Below are 23,107 nucleotides of genomic sequence, written 5' to 3' on the forward strand. Positions count from 1 at the left end.
ATATTAATTTGTGTTTATGGAGGATGTTATAGGATGAACTATAAAAAAGGTATTATGATAGGCTTATTATGTGTATTTGTTTTTTCATTAGGTGGTTGTGATTTTTTTGATGGATTTAAAAGTGGATTCAGTTCTAAAACTGAAAAAGTAGAAAATCAGGAAAAATAATAAAATTTTTATAGATGTTTTGAAGCCAAAAGATTACTTATTCAATGTCATCTTTTGGCTTTTTTCTAGTGAAATTAAAAGTAAACTTCTAATAAAAAGTGTACCTTTTGATGCGGAAGTTATTCCTATGAAATTATTGTAAATTTATATTAATTTGTTTTAATATTATGTTTATAATTGGATGATTAAGTGATGTAGTGATGGGCAGGATGATTGCACGAATAAAAAGCCGTCCATTCTTATAATCTATTCATAGAAAACAAAAGAACCACCCGGAAATAGATCCGTAGAGGTTCTCTTTACAAATACTTGGTACAATACTTTACTGAACTAGATAAGGTATGGGATTCACTGCATTTGTTTTTTCAAAATTCCACTCGCCGTTATGTAATTCAAAATGAAGATGTTGCCCGGTTGAATGTCCTGTATTCCCCATGTGTCCTATTATTTGTCCGGTTTCAACCCGATCACCCGCTTGTACTGTACGATCCTTCAAATGTGCATAAACGGTTGTATATAATTTCCCATCTATCGTATGAGCAATAAACACAACATTTCCATAGGAATTAGAGTAGTAGGATTTTATTACTTTTCCGCTTGTTGCTGCCAGGATTGGAACTTCACCTGGAGCTGTGAAATCTACTCCGTAATGCATTTCTCCCCAACGAACATCAAATGTAGAGCTGACTATCCCTTTCGTTGGGTACTTGAAAACAGCTGGAATAGAAGGAGTTTCTTGTGGTTTGTTTTGTAATACATAATGTTTAGCTACATATCCAAAACCTGAACCGAAACGTATTTTATACCAAGAACCTACTGTTTCTACAACTTGTAATTGGGTACCATTTTTTAAAGATCCAATTATAGAAGTGTTAGTTCCCGCTCCGCTTCGCACTCTTAATACAGGAGTTGCAACATAATAAGATGAATTTCCTTGTACGGTGGTTCCTTTAACCATTGAATGGGAACCATCAGAGACAAATTCTTTTTTCACATATCCTGTTTTTCCATTATAAGAAATTTTATACCATTCACCACATTCTTCTAAAATGGAGATGTATTTTCCATTTGGTAGTACACCGAGAATAGTAGATTCTGCATTTGGCTCTATACGAACATTTAATGCAATCGCATTTACAATATATTGATTTTTTGGTTGTGTTTGTTTTGTGGGAGAAAGAAAAGATTTTTGCATGTAACCAATTTTATTTTGTACATCTACTTTATACCAGTCAGGTGTTGTTTCTAATATTTTAACTGGAGTATTGAATGTAATACTTTCAATAGAGTTGCTATTTGTAGTAGCGCCCTGATACAGATGTACTTTGTCAAAATTAACAAATCCGATTTTCACTTGGTCATTTTGTTGTATTGATACAGCATGAGAATCAGCTGCTACTACTGAAGGGAGAAGTGTAGCAATTGCAGCAGTTGTTAATGAAAAAGTGGTAGTGATCATCTTCATATAATAATAAGCCTCCTTGGGGAATGTATTACAACATTAAAATGAAAACAATATTAAAGTGAAAGATATATAAAAAGAATAGCAGATTTTTAAAAGTTGTGGTAAAAAATATCAAAAAATGTCGAATTAAACAGAATTTTTAGATTTTTTGTTGATTCGTGTTATTTTTTATGTTAAACTCATAACAACAAAGAAAGAGTCACCGAAAACCCTTATCGGTTAAAATTTTTAGAATTTTTAGTCTTATTTATCGGTTTACTCCATGTGATTTACACTTTTGTGTATTGCTTTTCCACTCTTTCTTTGTTCTACCCTATAAAAGAAAACAACCTGTTTTTATCCAAGTTGTTTTCTTTTATAAAAATTTAATTTGTTGTTTAACAGTTGGGATTACTATTTTAAAAGTTATTATGGTTTATAGGGGGGCGATAGCTAATAGATTGGATATTTAATGAGGAGTTTGCATTACAATAGAGTGAATCTAGAAAGAGGTGAAAACTAAGAAATTCGGATGTTAGTTTTTTAATTTTGGAAAAGGAAGAATAAAAATATAGTGGATATACAATTACAATAAGGGAATGCAGTATAGATTAGTATACTTGCATTCCCTTATTATATTTATTTATTTTTTTCTTTCTATATTTTTTTGTTCATAGATACCAGCAGCCATCTCAGCTTGGGATCAAATAAATGCTCTATTATTACTTAAATATATTTTAATCTTATTAAAAATGATCCTAAATCATATCCTACATTTATTATTGCAATGGCTGAAATTATAGTTAATGGATATTTCACAAATGGATTATTTAAGATTTTTTTTATCTTTTTCATATTGTAGTCCTCCATTAGATTAATCATCTTATTTTTAATGTTATCATGAACATAGATATAATGATTTGTTTTTTATTAGATATAAAATCCTGTTTGCATGTTTACTTTCATTTTATGTACAATAAGGGAAAGAAATAGTATAAGGCAGGGGGAGGAAGCCCATGTCCAATCAACAACTAGTGAATTTACGTATTGATTTTGCATTTAAACAATTATTTGGTACAAGTGGGAACGAGGATATTTTGATTGCCTTTTTAAATGCTATGTTACATGATTCTTTAGAATCACCCATTATATCCTTGCAGTTAGAAGATCCACATTTGCATGGAGAACATGAAGAAGATAAATTATCGATTTTAGATATCTCAGCGACATTAGATACGGGGACAAAGATAAATGTAGAAATACAGCTGAATAACAATCACGATATGATCAAACGAAGCTTGTATTATTGGGGAAGGTTATACACTTCTCAATTAAAAAAAGGAATGCCATATAGCTCACTTCATAAAACAATTACCATCAATTTGTTAAACTTTGTGATGTTTCCAGAATATGAAGCGTTTCATACAACAGGAATCTTGTGGAATCAGCAACAACAAAAGGTATTGAGTGATGCTATAGAAGTGCATATTATTGAAATTCCGAAGTTAATGCAACAATGGCGTAATGAACAAGTAAATCCCTGGGAAGATTCGTTTGTTCGTTGGTTATTATTACTTCCAGCGAATGAAGATGAACACTTAACCCAAACATTGGAGGATATTGCGATGAACCAAGATCCAATTTTACAAAAGGCAATGAATAAGTGGGAACGTATGAGTCAAGATTCTTCTTTCCGTCAAGCCTATGAAGCAAGGGAAAAGGCATTAATGGATGAGGCTGCAAAGTTTGCTCATGCAGAACAACAAGGGATAAAAAAAGGAAGAGAAGAAGGAAAGCTTGCTGAACGTATTCAATTAGTTAGTGGTATGCATAAAAATGGAATGTCAGTAGAGGACATTGCAAAGTTCACGAAGTTAAGTATAGAAGAAATACGAGAAATTTTACAATCCTAAATAAATCAAAAGGTTCTGTTGCAAAATTTTTTACATATAGAGACATTAGAAGTTTGTGGTCAAATTTTATGAAACCTTTAATAAATTCCGCAATTCGTTAGGATCTGGTGCAAATATATAATGAAAAACAAGAATAACAATAGATTCCTAAAGGAATCTTCCTTTATGCTATAAGATTAAATACTTGATGAATGAACTTTTTCTGATTTTGGACAGGCTGGTTTTCTAAATTAATCTGTCTCTTTTTAATCATATGTATAGCTTCAATTCCACTCAATATGGAGATAGCTGTTTGATAAGACTTAAATCCCAACATACAACGTACACGCCTCTTAATAAAATGATGATCCTGCTCCACGATGTTGTTCAGATATTTTATTTGTCTTACTCGGGTGCCTTCCGGCATCTTTTTTTGTTTTTCAATTGTTGAATCGATACTGGATAGGCCGGATTTTTATCTACTGTTATTACATGAGTTCTGGCAACACGTGAAAAATCCAAGGCTTTTTTCAAGAAGCGCTTGGCTGCTTTGGCATCTCTCGTTTTACTAAGGAAAAAGTCAATGGTATTCCCATCTGAATCGACTGCACGATACAGATACACCCATTGTCCTTTTGCTTTGGTGTACGTTTCGTCCACTCTCCATGAGTCATTCGTTGGTTTGAGGTGATGCCGAATTCGCTTATCCAGCTCAGGACCATACTGATGAACCCAACGCATAATCGTTGTATGAGAAATAGGTAAGCCTCGTTCTTCCATCATTTTCACTAAATCACGGAGACTTAGGTTGTACCGTAGGTACCATCTCACGGTTAATAAAATAATACCCGGTTGATAATGTTTCCACTTAAATAGATTTTGCTTTTCCACACTGATTACGTCCTTTTTAGAGTACTAGTATCAGTATATCCAAGTTTTATAGATTACTTGCACCAGAACCATCACAACAAAAGGAGCTAAACTTTATATCTTAGCTCCTCTTATTTTCAAACTATTTAATTATAAAGGATACAATTCCTAAAATGATACACAGAATTCCGCTCAATAATTGTCCGATTCCAGAAGCTTGTCCAAGAATCAATAAATTAAAAAGATTTTTTCTTTTTTGGGTTTTCCCCACAAAAGCATCATCCGTTTTCATTCTATATATACCCCATGCTACTAAGACTACTCCTAAAAGTATAAATAATAGTTTTAAAATCATAATATATTTACCTCAATTCATTGTTTGTATTTTTCTATACTGTTTACATCTTTCTGGTCAATTATATTTGTATACTACTATTAGTCATATTCTTCGAATATAAAAGCTTCTTCAATTGATAGGTTAAAAACCACAGATATTCTATATGCTAGTAAAACAGATGGATTATATTGTTGTTTTTCTAACGAAATAATCGTTCTTGAGGATACAAATACTTTATCAGCTAACTCTTGTTGGGTTATTCCATGTTTTAAACGCAACTCTTTTATCCTATTTTTCATAGAAATCACCTATTTAAAGAAAATAATTATAATATTTTTTAGCTAACATGTTAGTAATTAGACAACATATTAGTATAAGAAATAGCCCAGTATTTGCTGGGATTATAACCCATTTTGAAATGAACATCATAAGAATAATTATAATCATTAGAATTCTCATGGTGAATTGTGCAACTTTCCCTTCTATTAAATCATCCCTTTCATCATATTCTTTTGATAGCTCTTTTTCTAACTGTTTGTGATTAGATTTGTATTTAGTTTGAGAAACTAACGCGAAAATTAAAAGTATTACTCCTGTAAGTATCTTTAAATTCCCCCAATAAAAACCTTCACTAAAATTAGCTGCAGTGTAATCAAAAAATATTTCAAAAAAACCCATTGCAATTATTGCAAACGAACATAAATAAAGCTCTTTAAATCTATTTTTCAAACAACTCACTCCTAACACAGCTCTACATGAAGTTTATTTCATGTGAAGTGAACTTCATATTACACTGCCTTGAAGAGAATGTCTAGTATTAATTTGTTTTAGAATCTCGTTAATATTAAATTTAGTTTCACTAATAATAATCATGTTTTCAGTTCCATTTATTTATCCATATCCGTATAAATGCTTTAGAATTTGCGCTAAACAGTGACTGTGCAATCATGTTTTTCACGTTTTGAGAGCGTTATAAAATTCTTAAGTTAATGGATGTGGCCAAACCTCATCGCCATCAATTTAAGAAATTCGGTTCTGGTGCAAAATTCTTGCAATTAATCTCCTAAACTTGGGCATATTGATATTACTACTCTACAAAAGGTGTGTGATCAGTATGGAAAAGGAAAATTTGTTCAAATGGAAGCATTATCAGCCTGAACTAATCTTATTAATAGTAAGGTGGTACCTACGCTACAATTTGAGTTTTCGTAACCTGGTGGAAATGATGGCGGAAAGAGGATTATCAATTGCTCACACAACGATTATGCGCTGGGTTCATCAATATGGACCTCAATTAGAAGAGAAAGGAAAGTACGACATCATCTTAAGCCAACAAATGACTCGTGGAGAGTCGATGAAACATATATCAAAATAAAAGGTCAATGGATGTACTTATATCGTGGAGTCGATTCAGAAGGGTATACAATTAATTTTTATCTAAATCAATTAAGAGATAAACAAGCAGTCAAGCGCTTTTTCAAGAAAACCTTGGCTTTTTCGTACGTGTCTAAACCTCGCGTGATAACAGTAGATAAGAATCCTGCCTATCCTGTAGCGATTCAAGATTTAAAAGAAGGCATACAACTAAGGCAAGTTAGATATCTCAATAATATAGTGGAACAAGATCATCGTTTTATTAAGAAACGCGTGTGTTCTATGTTGGGATTCAAGTCATTTAAAACAGCAACTTCTATATTGAATGGTGTTGAAGCCATGCATATGATCAAAAAAGAACAGATTGATTTACGGGACCAAACTGTTCAAAATCAGAAAGAATTCATCCATCAATTGTTTGGACTGGTAGCATAAAATACAATTCTGTTAGTGATATATGCACTTTATTCTCTTTTATTTTATTTTTGCACCAGAACCGTTGTACGTATTCGCTTCTTTAAACAAACTTGTTTTTAAAAAAATTCATGTTCTAATGAAGTGTAGTGATTCTTTTGTCTCTAGGTAATAATTTTATATGTATCACAAAAAACACGTTTATTTTTCACAAATTTCACACAAATTATTGGTATTCTCTTCTATAGTGATAACTAATAGCTTTGAGAGAAGGGAAATGTATATGAAAAAAATTTGTTCTTCTCTTCTTTTATTTATAGTTTTTTGCTTTTCAGGAGTAAGTATTCATACTGAGTCTACATTGCAATCAAAAATTGACGCGGCTTCCCCATATGAAACAATTAAATTAGAAAATAGAGCTTATAATGAAACGATAAAAATATCGAAACCGATTACAATACAAGGGGATAAAAATACTAAAATAATCTCTTGTGGTAAGGATCCTGTTATTACAATAAAAAAGGAAAACATTATCCTTAAAGATTTGAAAATAGAACACTGTAATGATAATACAGATCAGCCAGCGATATTTGTAGCGGGAGATAAGCACTACATCAGTGGATTAGAAGTACACGCGTCATACATGGGGATTAAGTTAGAAGATGCTAGGAATATAAAAATTAAGAACAGTATGATTGTTGGACAAAGACGGGCTAATGGAATTGATTTATGGCAATCCAATCGTAATCTTATTGAGAACATCAAAATCCAAAATGTCCGTGATGGGATTTATTTAGAACAAAGCGACAATAATACAATAAAGGACAATACAATCTGGCAGTCTCGTTATGGTATGCATCTTATGTATTCTGATAGAACTGTTGTTGAAAGAAATATATCAAAAGAAAATACAACAGGCGCTATGATTATGGGGACAAAGGAAACATCTGTAGTAGGAAATCACTTTATTGACAATAAAAGTAATGTTCATGCACAAGGCTTATTACTATATGATGCGACAAAAACAAAAGTGTTACAAAATGAAATTGCTAATAATAGAGTAGGGATTTATGTAGAAAAGGCAAAGCAAAATACTATTATGAGTAACTCAATCTCTAATAATTTTATAGGTTTACAATTTAAAGATGCCAGTGCAAATGAATTTACTCAAAATGTAATGATAGGGAATGTTAATGAGTCGCAAGCTACACTAAGCAGGGAAAACAATATCTATAAAAATTATTGGGACGCTTCTTTAAAAGTAGATACAGATGGTTCAGGTACTAGTAATATTCCATACAAAGCAGATGCCTATTTTCTCTTGTTAACACAAGATATTCCAGAATATCAGTTGTTCTTTCAATCACCAGGAATGCGTATTTTACAAAGTTTCATAAAAATTCCAGATCAATCTTTATTGGTGGACAAAGAGCCTAGTATGAGGCCGAAAATTGTTTCGCAAAAAGGTGAGGGTGTGGGATTTCAGTCTAACATTTTGGTTGTAAGTGTGAGCATGTTACTAATGGGAAGTATATTGTTTTTTTTAGGGAGGAAAAATTGATGAGAGTAAAGTATATGTTATTTACTATTTGTTTATGTTTGGTATTTGCCGTAGTGGGGTGTGGTAAGAAAGAAACTAAGCCAGTTGCTATTAATGAAAAAAATGATAAGTGTGATGTTTGTAATATGGCAGTAATGGATAATCAATTTGCAACTGAGGTTATTTTAGAAAATGGAAAAGCTTTAAAATTTGATGATATTGGTTGTATGTATAAATGGATGGATGAACATAAAAATGAAAAAACACAAGAGAAATTTGTAAGAGATTACAATACAAAAGATTGGGTTGCAGTTGATAAAGCTACATATGTATATGACAAATCAATTAAGACGCCGATGGCTTATAATGTAATTTCTTTTAAAGAGAAGAAAGATGCAGACAGCTTTGTAGAAAAACATACTGGGGAAATCCTTTCTTATAAAGAACTAGTAGAACATAAATGGGAAATGAATAAAGAGATGATGGGAAAAGAAAAGAAAGATCATGGTAGTGGACATTCTCATTAATAAGGTACTATCGCTATGAAAAAAATAGTTAGAAAAAGGCAACCAACTATGGTTGTCTTTTTCAGTAGAGAGGTGAGTAGGTATGTGGAATATATTATATTCAGAATGGCGTAGTGCAGTAAGCGGTAAATTTGCCTACACGTTTTTGTTTCTTTGGATAACTATGTTTTCCGTAATATTTGTTATGGAAAGAAATACTCAGGCTTTAGCAGGGTATACAAATGTAACTGGTACAATGGTAAACCTTATTTTATATATAGTACCTTTACTTATGTTAATTATAGGAGCATTTTCTATTGCAGGCGAGGTGGAAAATGGGAAATGGAGACTTTTATGTACGTATCCTTTAAAGAGTACTTCATATGTAATAGGTAAAACAATTGGACAATTTATAGCGCAAACAGCTATTTTTTCAATGAGTTTTGGAGTAAGTATAGTAATTGGATTAGTAAGCGGTAGTAATTTTGATATGTTTTGGGTAGTAGCAACGTATATCTTCTCTGTTTTACTAATCTTTTTATTTTTATTACTGGGAATAACAATTGGCTCTTTTTCTATAACAAGGTGGCAAGCTTTAGCGATAAGTATTGTAGTTTGGTTCCTTCTTATTATGATGTGGCCAACGGCTTTAATTAGCACCCTTAATTTTGTTCCATATTCAATGATTGCACCATTAATAAAAATGTTATTGTTTTGCAACCCAGCTGAATTCCTTCGAATTATATTTGTAATTCAATTAGGTGGTGGAGCAATATTTGGGCAAGTATATGATCAACTGGTAATATTTTTTCAAAGTAAAGCTGCTATTTGGATTCTATTAATATATTGTATTATCTATACAATTGTGTTCTTGTTTGTAGCGGGATGGCAAATGGAGAGGAGAAGAAAAAAATGACAGTATTAAATCTCAATGAAATATGTAAACGATATAAAAAGAAAATAGCATTATCTCCAATTTCATTTCAAAGCAAAGAAGGAGAGTGTATCGTATTATGTGGTGGGAATGGAGCAGGGAAAAGTACGCTCCTTGATATAATAGCTGGAATTACAACTCCTACAACTGGTACTGTTCAATTAGGTAATATAGAATTACAGAAGGATAGAAAACAGTATGTGAGTAAAATAGGTTATATGCCAGATGATTTTCATGCACAGCAAGATATGACAGTTCAAGAATTTTTATTGTTTTATGCCGCTTTTCGAAATATAGGAAAAGAAAAGGTACAAGCTGTTATTAAAACAATAGGATTAAATGAGAAACAAACTGAACGCTTACATAGATTATCTAAAGGGATGAGACAGAGGCTTTTATTTGGGCAGGCGTGTCTTGGAAACCCTAAAATTTTGATACTAGACGAACCGACAAATGGGCTGGATCCGTATTGGGTAGATGAGTTTTTAAAAATATTAAAGACATTAAAAAGAAATGGTACAATGATTATTTTTTCCACGCATATGATGGATGTAGCTGCTGAAATTGGTGATCGAATACTCTTTATGAAAGAAGGAAAAGTCATACAAGAAATAAAAAATGATGGATATTTAGAAAATTTAACGATCACATTACTACAAATGCATAGAAGATGAATACATTAGGAAGCAGCTACTTTCAGTATGGTAGCTGTTTGGTTCTGGTGCAAAAACTTTGAAGTATATGAAAATGGTCTATCAAACTTGGAAATACTGATAGTACTACTCTATAAAAGGTGTGTGATCAGTATGGAAAAGGAGAATTTATTTAAGTGGAAACATTATCAACCAGCTGTTTGGATTAACTGCTTAATAGGTGATTCCTTTAGGAATCCTTGATTCTTTTTTATTTATCATCTTTTTGCACCAGAACCGGATTAGTTATGATGAATTACTTACTTCCTAATATATAAAATAATTATGTAACAGATATAAAATATACATAACGCTTAAAAAAATAATGTGTGAAGGAATTACGGCATAATGTCGAAAAAATAGGAATTGTGAGATTTTTTGTTGATTTATGTCGTTTTTAATGCTATACTCATAACAACAAAGAAAGAGAAAACAAAAACCCTTATCTAGTGAGATATCAGAATTTTTAGTTTTCTTCAATAGTTTTACTTCTTGTGCCCTAGAAGTTTGTGCATTTTTTTCCACTCTTTCTTTGTTTTACCCTATAAAAGAAAACAACCTGTTTCTATACAGGTTGTTTTCTTTTGTAAAAATTTAATTTGTTGTTTTTATAACAGTGGGGATTACTCTTTTAAAGTTATTATGGTTTATAGGGAGGCGACAAGTAATAGATTGGATATTTTACGATGAGTCTAAATTATAATAGAGTGAATCCAGAAAGAGATGAAAACTAAGAAATTTGGATGTTAGTTTTTTATGCGAATTAAATTCTAACATAAGAAAATAAAATTAAGTGTCATAGTATAAGGTTATAAGTATTACCTATGAAAATTTATTTAGTGTTACCCTTAGTTGACAAATAGCTCAAAAAAAGAACCCAATTAAGAGGTTCTTTTTTTGAACTGATTATTTTTGTTCTAAAATACGTTTAACCTCATCTATGTCTAATTTACTGGCTTTAGCAATCGTTTCAAGTGGTACACCGAGTTCATGCATACCTTTAATCATCTGTGTTTTTCCTTGCTGAACCCCTTCTTGAATTCCTTCTTTTTTCCCCTCATTACGAGCATGAGCAAACTTTGCAGCCTCATCCATTAAGGTCTTTTCTCTTGCTTCATATGCTTGACGGAAAGAAGAATCTTGACTCATACGTTCCCACTTATTCATTGCTTTTTGTAAAATCGGATCTTGGTTCATGGCAATGTCCTCCAATGTTTGTGTGAGATACTCATCTTCATTCGCTGGTAATAATAATAACCAACGAACAAACGAGTCTTCCCAAGGATTAACTTTCTCTTCACGCCATTGCTGTAGTAACTTTGGAATCTCTACAATATGAACTTCTATATCGTCACTTAATAACTTTTGTTGTTGCTGATTCCAAAGGATTCCTGTTGTATGAAACGCTTCATATTCTGGAAACATCACAAAGTTTAACAAGTTTATGGTAATTGTTTTATGAAGTGAGCTATAAGGCATTCCTTTTTGCAATTGAGAGGTGTATAACCTTCCCCAATAATATAAGCTTCGTTTGATCATATCGTGATTGTTATTCAATTGTATTTCTACATTTACCTTTGTTCCTGTATTTAATGTAGCCGAAATATCTAAAATTGATAATTTATCTTCTTCATATTCTCGATGCAAATGTGGATCTTCTAATTGTAGGGCAACAATAGGTGATTCTAAAGAATCTTTTAATATGGCATTTAAAAAGGCAACTAAAATATCTTCATTCCCATTTGTGCCAAATAACTGCTTAAAGGCAAAATCGATACGTAAATTTACTAATGAATTGGACATGGTTTTCCTCTTCCTGTTTCAGACTATATCTTTACCTTTATTGTACATAAAACTAAAGTCAATATGCAAACAATCCTCTATGACTTATATAGGGATATAAGTTTTTCTCGTGAACTACCCGCCACTTAACGTCCTAACGGACTGTTTGAAGTGGGGGCTTCTCGGTTAGTCGTTACTTTTGATAGCTAACGAATTCGTCCTAAGACAGCCGAGCTAACTCCCTTGTTCCAAAGGTTATTTTATTGCTATTTACGCTAACACTAATAGACGTATTGCTTCATTTTTGATATTGATAGCTGAGTTATAATCTCTATCGAGATTTACACCGCATATACAAGAATATACTCGTTCAGACAATGACATGTTTTTTACATTTCCACAACTGCTACATGTTTTTGTGGAAGGAAACCATTTGTCTATTTTCATAAGTTGTTTTCCTTGTTCGTATAGTTTATAAGCTAAAAAAGAAGTGAACATTCCCCAACTATTGTCAGCGACACTTTTTCCAAAATGAAGTGCTTGCGACATTCCTTTCATGTTTAGGTCTTCAATAGCTACAACATCAAAATTAGTAGCCAACTCTTTAGACTCATGATGAAGGAAATTCTTACGTTGGTTGGCTACTTTCTCATGTAACTTAGCTACACGAATACGTTGTTTATTCCAACGCTCAGAACCTTTATTGCGTCTTGCTAATACTCGTTGTGCCTTTGCTAATCGGTCTAACATTTTACGATAGAACTTAGGATAATTGGCTTTCTCACCCTCAGAACTAACATATAATCCATCCATCGCAAAGTCTAATCCAACAAATGTTTCTACTTCTTTTTGTACAATCTCTTTTTCGTATTCTGTCAAGATGGACACATAGTATTTACCAGTAGGTGTCATAGAAATCGTACATGACTTGATCATATAATCTTGTGGTATCTCTCTATGCTGTTTGATACGTACCATTTTCAGTTTTGGCAATTTGATATGACCATTTAGCAATATAATATTTCCGTTTACTACATTCGTTGTATAAGACTTTCTGTCTTTTTTACTTTTGAATGTTGGGAAGTCATTTTGACCACTAAAGAAATTCTTATAGGCAGTTTGCAAGTTTAGTTGAGCATTTGCCAAAGCTAATGAATCAACTTCTTTTAACCACTCAAATTCTGCTTTGTATTTCGCAGGAGTTGGAAGCTTTTGTTTCTTTAGTTGTTCCTTGTCATCTTTGTATTTTTCGTACGCTTCTTTACGTTCTGCTAACATTCTGTTATACACGAAACGTACACAACCGAAGGTTTTACGCATAAGGTATGCTTGTTCTTCTGTTGGATACAAACGAAATTTATATGCTTTATTATGCTTTGTCATATCATTTCACCTCACTTTTCACCTTGATTTTCAATATACTTCATTACCACGTCTATTAGTGAACCACCAGTAGTTAGTAAGCAAAAACTTCTTGACCAAAACATCCCTTTCCAAAGTTTCTTTTTTACTTGTGGAAAATCTCTTTTAATGAGTCGAGAGCTTGCACTTTTATAAGCATTAATGAATTTTGTCATTTCTGTATTCGGATGTGCCTTGAACAAGATATGTACATGGTCAACATCATGATTCCACTCTGCCAGTGTTATGTTGTAATTCTCAGATAACCTTACAAACATGTCTTTTTCATAGTCTGACATATCATCATCAAATACATTTCTTCTGTATTTCACAACCAACACAAGATGATAATACAACAAGAACACTGAATGATTATTACTATCCAATCTCATTTATATACCAATCTTTTTATCTTATAAGACTGATTGTATCACAGAGAAAATAAAAAGCACAGTTACGCACTTTTTGACTACGCCAAACCGAAATTCATCTCCCACCTACCGTTGGGATACGCCCTTCACACGCTTGAGGAAGGAGAATTCTTTCGGGGAATTCGTTAAAGGAATATATTTGGAACAGAGGGATTAAGTGAAAAGAAATAAAGGTACGCTTAAAAGATTTAATTTTCTAAAAATAAGTATTTACAAAAATATTTATTTGAATTAAAATACGAACTACAAAGATTCGACATTATACGACAAAACGATATTATTTTTCAGAATATTAAAACAACTAGAAGTGAGGTATCTATATGAATCTATTTCGAAAAAAATCTATTTCAGCATTATTAGCACAGTCAGAACAAAAAGGAGCATCTTTAAAAAAAGAGCTCGGTGCATTTGATCTTACTATGCTCGGGGTCGGCGCTATCATCGGAACTGGGATTTTCGTTCTTACCGGTGTTGCCGCAGCAGAACACGCAGGACCCGCACTTGTTTTGTCGTTTATTTTATCCGGTTTAGCCTGTGTATTTGCAGCCTTATGTTATTCTGAATTTGCATCAACTGTACCGGTATCCGGTAGTGCGTACACTTATAGCTATGCAACATTTGGAGAATTAATCGCTTGGATTTTAGGTTGGGATTTAATTTTAGAATATGGATTAGCTTCCTCAGCTGTTGCATCTGGTTGGTCAGGGTATTTACAAGGTCTATTAAGTGGATTTGGGATTACATTACCTACGGCTTTAACAAGCGCATATAATCCTGAAGCGGGAACATATATAGACTTACCAGCAATCTGTATCATCTTTCTAATGACGTTGTTATTAACAAGAGGAGCAAAAAAATCAGCGCGTTTTAATGCTATCATGGTAGCTATCAAACTTTTTGTTGTCTTACTATTTATCGGCGTTGGCGCTTTCTATGTAAAGCCTGAAAACTGGACACCCTTTATGCCGTTCGGCTTCTCTGGCGTAACAACTGGGGCTGCAACTGTATTCTTTGCTTACATCGGATTTGACGCTGTATCAACAGCCGCTGAAGAAGTCAAAAATCCACAGCGTAACATGCCAATCGGCATTATTGCTTCTTTAACAATTTGTACGATTCTATATATCGTTGTTTCATTGATTTTAACTGGAATTGTACCTTACGATCAGTTAGGTGTGAAAAATCCTGTTGCATTTGCACTACAATACATTCAACAAGATTGGGTTGCTGGTTTCATTTCTTTAGGAGCGATTACTGGAATTACAACTGTATTACTTGTTATGTTATATGGACAAACACGATTATTTTATGCAATTAGCCGCGATGGCTTACTACCAAAAGTACTTTCTCGCGTAAATAAAAAAACAAAAACACCTGTTATCAATAGTTGGATTACTGCCACTATGGTTGCTTTCTTTGCTGGTTTTGTTCCTTTAAGTAAACTAGCAGAATTAACCAATATCGGTACATTATTCGCATTCATCGTTGTATCAATTGGAGTAATTATTTTACGTAAAAAACAACCAGAACTACCGCGCGCTTTTAAAGTGCCTTTGGTACCATGGATTCCTGCTTTAGCTGTTCTATTCTGTGGATACTTAGCATTACAACTCCCAGCAACAACATGGATCGGCTTTGCAATATGGCTTGTAATTGGACTTGTTGTCTACTTCAGTTACGGTTACAAAAATAGTACACTACAAAAGGAACAAAAAGAAGACGTAGCATAATGAAAAAGCTGTTGTCCCATTAGGACAGCAGCTTTTTTCCGTTCTGGTGCAAAGTATTGTACCATCAAACATTTCAATAATCTCATTGAACAAGAAAGACCATCGTCATTTAAATTGTCTGGGTTTCAAAACCTTCGCTATGCTGCTCGCACTACTATTTTTTATTCCAATAATTCCTTATGTTTACGATACTTCTCTTCCATTAATTGGCTGAACTGGTCGGTTATTCGTTGGGAATAATTTATGAAACGTTTCAATTTGTTTTTTGGACATCTCTATTGTCTGTTTCATCACAATCCACTGGACATTTTCTGTACAAGGAGGTGTTGTCAAAGAACCCATGTAACGGAATGACGAATGATCTGAAGGAAGAAGCTGTTTTATATCAATGGTATGCTGCACATCACCCTGTGAATTTTTGCTGTTCGGGAGATTTTCCCACATTTCTGCAAAACCTTCGTTTTTTTGTCCTTCTTTTATCATAATACCAACTACTGCTAACTGACCTTGATCATTTTGATGGACCAGATGTAGTTCCATATCTGCATGTTTTCCTTCAAATTGATGTTCACTTGGTGTATGGAAATGGAATTGTTTTAATGTGTAACGACTTTCTCCCAGCATGAGATAATCATCAGAACTATTTGCTTTCCCCTCAATACTATGCCCATTATTTTTAATAGAAAATGATATTGGTTGATAATTAATTTGCAAATGATTAGAATCCTCAACAGTTGATTTTATTTGTTCCGTTTTGATATCTATCGGAGATTGTTCTTGTCCATTTAAACACATTTTGTATTCTGGTTTCAATTCTCCCCAGTGCTCTGGACCAGTAGTCCCTTCATATGACCACTGCGTATTTTTCTCTGTAGATTTTTCTTGTGTAGCTGTATTCCTGTTTGACTGTTCTTGTTTTGCTGTGTTACACCCAATCAACACTGCACTCATTGTCAATATAAGGGGAGTTTTATAAAGAAACTTTAAGCCTTTCATACTGTTTCCTCCTAAGATGATAAAATATTGTATTTAAAGAATATTTCATGTAACTAAAGGTTCTGTTACAAATTCACCAAAAATATCAAGAATCTAGAGAAGCATCGTTCCATTATTATGCAATTTAAACTTTTAAATAGAGAAATGGGATATCGGAAGCTATACAGTTAATTTGTGAGAAAAGGAGTAACTGTGCTCATTTCTCAAGTTAAAAAAGCTTTATACAAAGCCAGATTGAAGTCAAAAGTTATTAAATACTATAAGAAATGGAAGCAAGAACATATTACATTTCCTAATTTGCTATTATTCCGTATGTCCTCATTTAGCATTAAATAGAATGACTTCTTACCAATACCCAAAATCGATTTTGTAATCTAATTTGGGTTCCAATTTTATTAATCTGGTCATTTTTATTTGACAGTACTTCATTCATTTCGAAACATGGGCTTTCTTTCCGACTAAATGTTTTGTCATGTCTATATTCCCCCTTCTTATCTAATTGATATTGACTTTTAATTTATAATCATTATAATTATATATAAATTATTAAAAAAAAATCAATATAGATTTATATTCTTTGATGTGATACTATATATTTCTGGTTCTGTTGCAAAGCTTTCGAAACGAAGTTATGCTTTTGAAAAGATAAACGGAAGCGTAATAAGTTAGATATTTTAAAGTAAAACAATTCAAACAAGATATTATTTGGGTGTTTTTGCTCAAATCTGCGAAATGGGGGAATTAGCTTAATTGGGGTCACTTTCCATCACCATCAAGCTAAGAAAATATCCCCCAAATAAAAAAACGACTTCTCAAGATGAAAATGTACAATTCTATTTTGAGAGCGTCATAAAATTCTTAAGTTGATGGATATATATATGGTAACCCATACTAATTAACGACCAGTATTGTTTTGCGAAAAAATGTCGAAATTATGCGAAATTTGAATTTTTTTGTCTTGTTATGCTTTATATTTAGTGCTAAACTCATAATACAAAGAAAGAGTAGCTGAAAAGATCCTCCTTCAAACTGAAAATATTGAAAATTCAGTTTAGTATACATCTGATTGATATTTACGCTTACTACTCTTTCTTTGTTTTATTTTATATATTATATCGGGTATAGATAGCGAGGTGACTGAGATGTGATTAATTGGTAAAAGTAGAGTGTGAGTATTCTGTTATTCTTATGACACCTTAATTACTTAAGTGCACATTTATTACAAATATTTGTAAAGGGAATTGAGGCCCATTGTGCCAATCTAGCAATGTGAAATTTGGTTTCATGCAAATAAAGAAATAAGCAACTACAAGTAATTATGAATCTAGTCGTCATGCTGAGAATTTAATTGAAGGTTTGGTATAGCGAGATTTAGCCATGAAGTTTATAAGTCATGTAGATTGTGATTAAAATTCTAAATTCATAAGCTGACAAAAATTAGTGAACGTTACTGTTCATTCTTTTAAAAAGCATAGGACTACTTAATTATAAACCTAGGAAATGGTATATAAGAGGTACATGAATAAACAAAATTGTTTGTGGTTTTTACTAAATGAATCAAAATTTAGGCAGAGGTTTAGCACAAGCACTTAAGGATGATATTTCGGTGTATGTAGGAGGGAATATAATATAAAAAGTTTATCCCAAATGAGTTATTAATTTATGTTTGTTTTTTTAATTACACAATCAGTTACAAAAGTTACAAAAACTATTTTTATTATTTAAATAGTCTTAATATTACGGGTGAGAGCATGAAAAAAATGTCCTTAGGGGGAGGTAAGAGAATCTGGTAAATAAAATTGTGAATCATTAAAAAGGTGCTATCAAACTTGGACATACTGATATTATAAATCTAAAAATGATGGGAAGTAGTATGAATAAGTCAATAGTAATTGAATGAAAACAGTATTAACCAGAAATTTTATGCTTCTAAAATGAGATGGCATACATGATACAACTTAAGATTGCAAGATTTGATAGGAATGATGCAAGAATATGGCCTTCCCGATTACAATACTATCATATAATTCTTGATATGTAAATATTTAAATTTATGATTTTAGGTCAGAAAAAATGAGAATTTATGGAGAATAGAAGAATTGTTTATAGAAAATCAATTTTCAAGATTTTAAGTTTATAACAATCGAAAGACAAAAATGCCATCAACCTATTGAGTCATTGTCAAAGCATATTCATATTAATAGCCATCTAAATATAATTGACAGGAGAATGACATGGTAAAAAGAGTGATTTCGATTTCTACGATTATAATGCTATTTATGTTGACCATAGGTCAGAGTTTCACATCTATAATAGCAAATGCACAAGAATTAAATACAACAGGATTTGTTGATACGTTTAAATTCGACAAAACGGACCTAACTTACGGAGAACGAACGGGAATAAAAGTTAATTTTAGTGATAAATCTGGAAATCAGATGAAGCAGACAGATACACTAACATTAATGTTACCTCCAGAGTTACAAGGATATAGTAGAACGATTGACTTAAAGAATGATGCAGGTGTTAGTTTTGGTACTTGTCAAGTATCGAAAACGAATGTGTTATGTACATTTACTGATGTAGTTGAGAAACTTCAAAATATTAGAGGATATTTTTATTTTGAAGTTCAAGCAACTAAGGATGTGGCAACAGACCAAACAATAACAGTTGACACGAGTTTAGGAACAAATGTACAAACGCAAAGGGTAACAATTAAGGGTCCAACCGGTGGGACAGGTACACTACCGTTTTCCTACAAAACAGGTAGAATTGATCCGGATGCTTCGACTGAAGTGAAGTGGGAGATACCTATAAACAATAACAAGCAACAGCTAAGTGATGACATTGTTTTGTCTGATACATTACAATCAGGTCAAACATTTAAGCAAGATAGTTTTCTTTTGGGAAATGAAAATTTAACACCTCAACAGTTTATGGATAAGGGTTATGGAACGATTACTTTTAACGGTAACTCTTTTGAGCTTAGGATTTATAAGGATTATGTAAGTGGTCAATCTTTCCCTCTCAGGTATAGCACTACTATAAGTGAAAGCGGAAAGAATCAAGAAAATTTTTATAATGATTATACGATTAATTACCAAATTGTAAATGAGCAACCGGCATCCCATTCAGAAACTGCCTCAGTTAAAAATATAAACGCAGGCGGCGGTGCTGACGGTGATAAACCTCCTAAAGGAACGTTAAGAATCGTGAAGCACATTGCCGGAGATGCAAACAAATTTATTCAGGGTGCTGAATTTAAGTTGTATAAAGAGTCAGGTGAGCAAATTGGCGGTACGTATACAACAGATGTACAAGGTAGAGCTGAGGTTCCGAATCTAGATCCAGGCAACTACTACGTGCAAGAGATTACAGCTCCAAACTATTTGGATTTCGATCCGCAAGAAAAAGTGCCTTTTAAAGTTGATGCGAATGATGAAAAAGGCGTAAAGCTGATGGTTCCGAATAAGGTGAAAACGACATCTGTTTCAGGAACGAAGACTTGGAATGACAACAATGCAACAGATCGTCCGAGTACGATTCAAGTAGACTTACTGAAAAATGGTGACGTAATCCAGACACAAGACGTAACAGCAGCAAACGGTTGGAATTATACATTTGCAAATATACCTGCATATGATAATGACGGTAATGCCTATACTTATACAGTAAAAGAACATCCGGTAACGGGATACAAATCGGAAGTAAATGGCTACAACATTACGAATACAAAAGATGCAAAAACATCTGTTTCAGGAACGAAAACTTGGAATGACAACAATGCGACAGATCGCCCAACAACAATCCAAGTAGACTTACTGAAAAATGGTGACGTAATCCAAACACAAGACGTGACAGCAGCAAACAATTGGAATTATACGTTTGCAGACCTAGCACAATATGATGCAAATGGTGTTCCTTATACGTACACAGTAAAAGAGCATCCAGTAACGGGATATAAATCAGAAGTAAACGGTTATAACATTACGAATACAAAAGATGCAAAAACAACAGTAGCAGGAACGAAAACTTGGAATGACAACAATGCAACAGATCGTCCAAGTTCAATTCAAGTAGAGTTACTGCAAAATGATAACCTGATCCAAACACAAGAAGTAACAGCAGCAAACAACTGGAACTATACATTTGCGGACTTAGCAAAATATGACGCAAATGGTGTTACTTATACTTATACAGTAAAAGAGAAACCGGTAGCGGGATACAAATCGGAAGTAAATGGCTACAACATTACAAACACAAAAGTAGCGAAATTGACAGTAGAAGGAACAAAAACTTGGAACGATAACAACGCAACAGATCGTCCGAGCTCAGTAAAAGTGGATTTACTACAAAACGATAAAGTAGTAGATACGAAAGAAGTAACAGCGGCAACAAACTGGAAATATACGTTTGCAGATGTAGAGGCATACGATGCAAACGGAGTAGCTTACACATATACAGTGAAAGAACAACCAGTAGCGGGATACAAATCGGAAGTAAACGGTTATAACATTACGAATACAAAAGATGCAAAAACAACAGTAGCAGGAACGAAAACTTGGAATGACAATAACGCAACAGATCGACCAACAACAATCAAAGTAGACTTATTGCAAAATGGCAACGTAGTTCAAACACAAGACGTAACAGCAGGAAACAATTGGAATTATACATTTGCAGACCTAGCACAATATGATGCAAATGGCGTTCTTTATACGTACACAGTAAAAGAGCATCCAGTAGCGGGATATAAATCGGAAGTAAATGGCTACAACATTACAAATACAAAAGTAGCGAAATTGACAGTAGAAGGAACGAAGACGTGGAAAGACGGAAATGCAACAGACCGTCCGGCAACGATCAAAGTAGACTTACTACAAAACGGTAACGTAATCAAAACACAAGACGTACTAGCAGTAATGGGTTGGAAATATATATTCGCAGATTTACAAGCATACGATGCAAATGGAGTAGCTTATCAGTATGAAGTGAAAGAACATCCAGTAGCGGGATATCAATCTAGCGTAAGCGGTTATGACATTACGAATACAAAAGTAGGCGAAACGAAAGTAGAAGGAACGAAGACTTGGAACGATAACAACGCAACAGATCGCCCAAGTTCAGTTAAAGTAGATTTACTACAAAACGGTAAAGTAGTAGATACAAAAGAAGTAACAGTGGCAACAAACTGGAAGTATACATTTGAAAAACTTCAAGCATACGATACAAACGGAGTAGCTTACATCTATACAGTAAAAGAACAACCAGTAGACGGATACAAATCGGAAGTAAAAGGTTATGACATTACGAATACAAAAGTAGGCGAAACGAAAGTAGAAGGAACGAAAACGTGGAAAGACGGAAACGCAACGGATCGTCCAAGCACGGTTAAAGTAGATTTACTACAAAACGGTAAAGTAGTAGATACGAGAGAAGTAACAGCGGCAACAAACTGGAAGTATATATTTGAAAAACTCCAAGCATACGATACAAACGGAGTAGCTTACATCTATACAGTGAAAGAACAGCCGGTGGATGGATATAAATCCGAAGTAAAAGGTTATGACATTACAAATACAAAAGTAGCGCAAACAACAGTAGAAGGAACAAAGACGTGGAAAGATGGCAATGCGACAGATCGTCCGAAAACAATCAAAGTAGATTTACTACAAAACGGTCAGGTCATCAATACACAAGAAGTAAGTGAAGCAACAGGTTGGAAATATACATTCAAAGACTTAGCGGCATATGATGCCGAAGGTAATGCGTATAAGTATGAAGTAAAAGAACAACCAGTAGATGGATATAAATCAGAAGTTCACGGTTATGACATTACGAATACAAAAGTAGCGCAAACAACAGTAGAAGGTACGAAAACGTGGAAGGACGGTAACGCAACAAATCGTCCGAAAACAATCAAAGTAGACTTACTACAAAATAGCCAAGTAGTTGCGACGCAAGAAGTAAGTGAAGCAACAGGTTGGAAATATACATTCAAAGACTTAGCGGCATATGATGCCGAAGGCAATGCGTACAAGTATGAAGTAAAAGAACAGCCGGTGGATGGATATAAATCCGAAGTAAACGGTTATGACATTACAAATACAAAAGTAGCGCAAACAACAGTAGAAGGAACAAAGACGTGGAAAGATGGCAATGCGACAGATCGTCCGAAAACAATCAAAGTGGATTTACTACAAAACGGTCAGGTCATCAATACACAAGAAGTAAGTGAAGCAACAGGTTGGAAATATACATTCAAAGACTTAGCGGCATACGATGCCGAAGGCAATGCGTACAAGTATGAAGTAAAAGAACAACCAGTAGATGGATATAAATCAGAAGTTCACGGTTATGACATTACGAATACAAAAGTAGCGCAAACAACAGTAGAAGGTACGAAAACGTGGAAGGACGGTAACGCAACAACTCGTCCGAAAACAATCAAAGTAGACTTACTACAAAATAGCCAAGTAGTTGCGACGCAAAAAGCAAGTGAAGCAACAGGTTGGAAATATGGATTCAAAGACTTAGCGGCATATGATGCCGAAGGCAATGCGTACAAGTATGAAGTAAAAGAACAGCCGGTGGAT

General features: G+C 33.4%; 17 protein-coding genes and 3 pseudogenes. 10 read left to right on the top strand and 10 right to left on the bottom strand.

What is annotated here, in order from left to right; translation table 11 throughout:
* The first annotated feature begins 33 nt into the window (after window positions 1-33).
* The gene (locus DN392_RS31000) at window positions 34-168 is read left to right on the top strand and encodes a hypothetical protein (RefSeq protein WP_002192067.1); all 135 of its coding nucleotides are present in this window, start codon (window positions 34-36) and stop codon (window positions 166-168) included.
* Between the two features lie 322 nt (window positions 169-490).
* On the opposite strand, the gene DN392_RS26785 is transcribed toward DN392_RS31000, so the two are convergent.
* Window positions 491-1,633 carry an SH3 domain-containing protein gene (locus tag DN392_RS26785; protein ID WP_149238141.1) on the bottom strand — a complete coding sequence of 381 codons (1,143 nt, stop codon included), beginning with the start codon at window positions 1,631-1,633 and terminating at the stop codon, window positions 491-493.
* Window positions 1,634-2,338: 705 nt separating this feature from the next.
* On the bottom strand, window positions 2,339-2,467 hold the full coding sequence (locus tag DN392_RS31005) for a hypothetical protein (protein WP_002107230.1): 129 nt from the start codon (window positions 2,465-2,467) through the stop codon (window positions 2,339-2,341).
* 161 nt (window positions 2,468-2,628) lie between these two features.
* Between DN392_RS31005 and DN392_RS26790 the strand changes: the two genes are divergently transcribed.
* Window positions 2,629-3,525, top strand: coding sequence for an Rpn family recombination-promoting nuclease/putative transposase (locus tag DN392_RS26790; protein ID WP_149238142.1), 897 nt, complete (start codon window positions 2,629-2,631; stop codon window positions 3,523-3,525).
* Window positions 3,526-3,823: 298 nt separating this feature from the next.
* Here DN392_RS26790 and DN392_RS26795 read toward each other — a convergent pair.
* From DN392_RS26795 to DN392_RS26810, 4 genes and pseudogenes are all read right to left on the bottom strand, one after another.
* A pseudogene (locus DN392_RS26795) lies at window positions 3,824-4,395 on the bottom strand (IS6 family transposase); the annotation flags it as partial.
* A gap of 121 nt (window positions 4,396-4,516) precedes the next feature.
* Entirely contained in the window at window positions 4,517-4,729 is a 213-nt protein-coding gene (locus DN392_RS26800) for a hypothetical protein (protein WP_016102799.1), read from the bottom strand.
* An 80-nt stretch (window positions 4,730-4,809) separates the two neighbouring features.
* On the bottom strand, window positions 4,810-5,010 hold the full coding sequence (locus DN392_RS26805) for a helix-turn-helix transcriptional regulator (RefSeq protein ID WP_000797243.1): 201 nt from the start codon (window positions 5,008-5,010) through the stop codon (window positions 4,810-4,812).
* A gap of 13 nt (window positions 5,011-5,023) precedes the next feature.
* Complete coding sequence (locus tag DN392_RS26810; protein ID WP_149238143.1) at window positions 5,024-5,440, bottom strand: DUF2178 domain-containing protein; 417 nt, start codon at window positions 5,438-5,440, stop codon at window positions 5,024-5,026.
* A gap of 385 nt (window positions 5,441-5,825) precedes the next feature.
* On the opposite strand from DN392_RS26810, the pseudogene DN392_RS26815 reads away from it, so the two are divergent.
* From DN392_RS26815 to DN392_RS26835, 5 genes and pseudogenes are all read left to right on the top strand, one after another.
* Window positions 5,826-6,520, top strand: a pseudogene (locus tag DN392_RS26815) (IS6 family transposase).
* A 262-nt stretch (window positions 6,521-6,782) separates the two neighbouring features.
* Entirely contained in the window at window positions 6,783-8,060 is a 1,278-nt protein-coding gene (locus DN392_RS26820) for a right-handed parallel beta-helix repeat-containing protein (RefSeq protein WP_149238144.1), read from the top strand.
* A complete protein-coding gene (locus tag DN392_RS26825) occupies window positions 8,060-8,566 on the top strand; it encodes a nitrous oxide reductase accessory protein NosL (RefSeq protein WP_063226457.1) in 507 nt (168 codons plus the stop codon). Before DN392_RS26820 ends, DN392_RS26825 begins: the two co-directional genes overlap by 1 nt.
* Window positions 8,567-8,648: 82 nt before the next feature.
* Complete coding sequence (locus DN392_RS26830; RefSeq protein ID WP_149238145.1) at window positions 8,649-9,461, top strand: ABC transporter permease; 813 nt, start codon at window positions 8,649-8,651, stop codon at window positions 9,459-9,461.
* Window positions 9,458-10,153: an ABC transporter ATP-binding protein gene (locus DN392_RS26835; protein WP_149238146.1), complete on the top strand. Its 696-nt coding sequence runs from the start codon at window positions 9,458-9,460 to the stop codon at window positions 10,151-10,153. Before DN392_RS26830 ends, DN392_RS26835 begins: the two co-directional genes overlap by 4 nt.
* A gap of 924 nt (window positions 10,154-11,077) precedes the next feature.
* Here DN392_RS26835 and DN392_RS26845 read toward each other — a convergent pair.
* The 3 genes from DN392_RS26845 to tnpA all read right to left on the bottom strand — a co-directional run bounded on the left by DN392_RS26845 (window position 11,078) and on the right by tnpA (window position 13,746).
* Window positions 11,078-11,974 (bottom strand): Rpn family recombination-promoting nuclease/putative transposase, encoded by an 897-nt coding sequence (locus DN392_RS26845; protein ID WP_098986764.1) that lies wholly within the window; start codon window positions 11,972-11,974, stop codon window positions 11,078-11,080.
* 249 nt (window positions 11,975-12,223) lie between these two features.
* Entirely contained in the window at window positions 12,224-13,336 is a 1,113-nt protein-coding gene (locus tag DN392_RS26850; protein WP_149238147.1) for an RNA-guided endonuclease TnpB family protein, read from the bottom strand.
* 11 nt (window positions 13,337-13,347) lie between these two features.
* On the bottom strand, window positions 13,348-13,746 hold the full coding sequence (gene tnpA, locus DN392_RS26855; protein ID WP_149238148.1) for an IS200/IS605 family transposase: 399 nt from the start codon (window positions 13,744-13,746) through the stop codon (window positions 13,348-13,350).
* A 359-nt stretch (window positions 13,747-14,105) separates the two neighbouring features.
* Here tnpA and DN392_RS26860 point away from each other — a divergent pair, with 359 nt between their 5' ends.
* Together DN392_RS26860 and DN392_RS31425 are read left to right on the top strand one after the other, a co-directional pair.
* On the top strand, window positions 14,106-15,515 hold the full coding sequence (locus DN392_RS26860) for a branched-chain amino acid transporter BcaP (protein ID WP_002130510.1): 1,410 nt from the start codon (window positions 14,106-14,108) through the stop codon (window positions 15,513-15,515).
* A gap of 51 nt (window positions 15,516-15,566) precedes the next feature.
* A pseudogene (locus DN392_RS31425) lies at window positions 15,567-15,668 on the top strand (IS6 family transposase); the annotation flags it as partial.
* 30 nt (window positions 15,669-15,698) lie between these two features.
* On the opposite strand, the gene DN392_RS26865 reads toward DN392_RS31425, so the two are convergent.
* A complete protein-coding gene (locus tag DN392_RS26865; protein WP_149238149.1) occupies window positions 15,699-16,511 on the bottom strand; it encodes a carbonic anhydrase in 813 nt (270 codons plus the stop codon).
* A 2,234-nt stretch (window positions 16,512-18,745) separates the two neighbouring features.
* Between DN392_RS26865 and DN392_RS26870 the strand changes: the two genes are divergently transcribed.
* Window positions 18,746-23,107 (top strand): Cna B-type domain-containing protein (locus DN392_RS26870; protein ID WP_149238150.1); only part of this gene is annotated, 4,362 nt, incomplete at its 3' end.

It is taken from the genome of Bacillus sp. BB51/4 (assembly GCF_008368845.1).
GTDB classification, from domain to species: Bacteria; Bacillota; Bacilli; order Bacillales; family Bacillaceae_G; genus Bacillus_A; species Bacillus_A wiedmannii.

Coding starts and splice junctions, on each gene's coding strand:
- DN392_RS31000 (WP_002192067.1), top strand. CDS start 34: ATGAACTATAAAAAAGGTATTATGATAGGCTTATTATGTGTATTTGTT.
- DN392_RS26785 (WP_149238141.1), bottom strand. CDS start 1,633: ATGAAGATGATCACTACCACTTTTTCATTAACAACTGCTGCAATTGCT.
- DN392_RS31005 (WP_002107230.1), bottom strand. CDS start 2,467: ATGAAAAAGATAAAAAAAATCTTAAATAATCCATTTGTGAAATATCCA.
- DN392_RS26790 (WP_149238142.1), top strand. CDS start 2,629: ATGTCCAATCAACAACTAGTGAATTTACGTATTGATTTTGCATTTAAA.
- DN392_RS26800 (WP_016102799.1), bottom strand. CDS start 4,729: ATGATTTTAAAACTATTATTTATACTTTTAGGAGTAGTCTTAGTAGCA.
- DN392_RS26805 (WP_000797243.1), bottom strand. CDS start 5,010: ATGAAAAATAGGATAAAAGAGTTGCGTTTAAAACATGGAATAACCCAA.
- DN392_RS26820 (WP_149238144.1), top strand. CDS start 6,783: ATGAAAAAAATTTGTTCTTCTCTTCTTTTATTTATAGTTTTTTGCTTT.
- DN392_RS26825 (WP_063226457.1), top strand. CDS start 8,060: ATGAGAGTAAAGTATATGTTATTTACTATTTGTTTATGTTTGGTATTT.
- DN392_RS26830 (WP_149238145.1), top strand. CDS start 8,649: ATGTGGAATATATTATATTCAGAATGGCGTAGTGCAGTAAGCGGTAAA.
- DN392_RS26835 (WP_149238146.1), top strand. CDS start 9,458: ATGACAGTATTAAATCTCAATGAAATATGTAAACGATATAAAAAGAAA.
- DN392_RS26845 (WP_098986764.1), bottom strand. CDS start 11,974: ATGTCCAATTCATTAGTAAATTTACGTATCGATTTTGCCTTTAAGCAG.
- DN392_RS26850 (WP_149238147.1), bottom strand. CDS start 13,336: ATGACAAAGCATAATAAAGCATATAAATTTCGTTTGTATCCAACAGAA.
- tnpA (WP_149238148.1), bottom strand. CDS start 13,746: ATGAGATTGGATAGTAATAATCATTCAGTGTTCTTGTTGTATTATCAT.
- DN392_RS26860 (WP_002130510.1), top strand. CDS start 14,106: ATGAATCTATTTCGAAAAAAATCTATTTCAGCATTATTAGCACAGTCA.
- DN392_RS26865 (WP_149238149.1), bottom strand. CDS start 16,511: ATGAAAGGCTTAAAGTTTCTTTATAAAACTCCCCTTATATTGACAATG.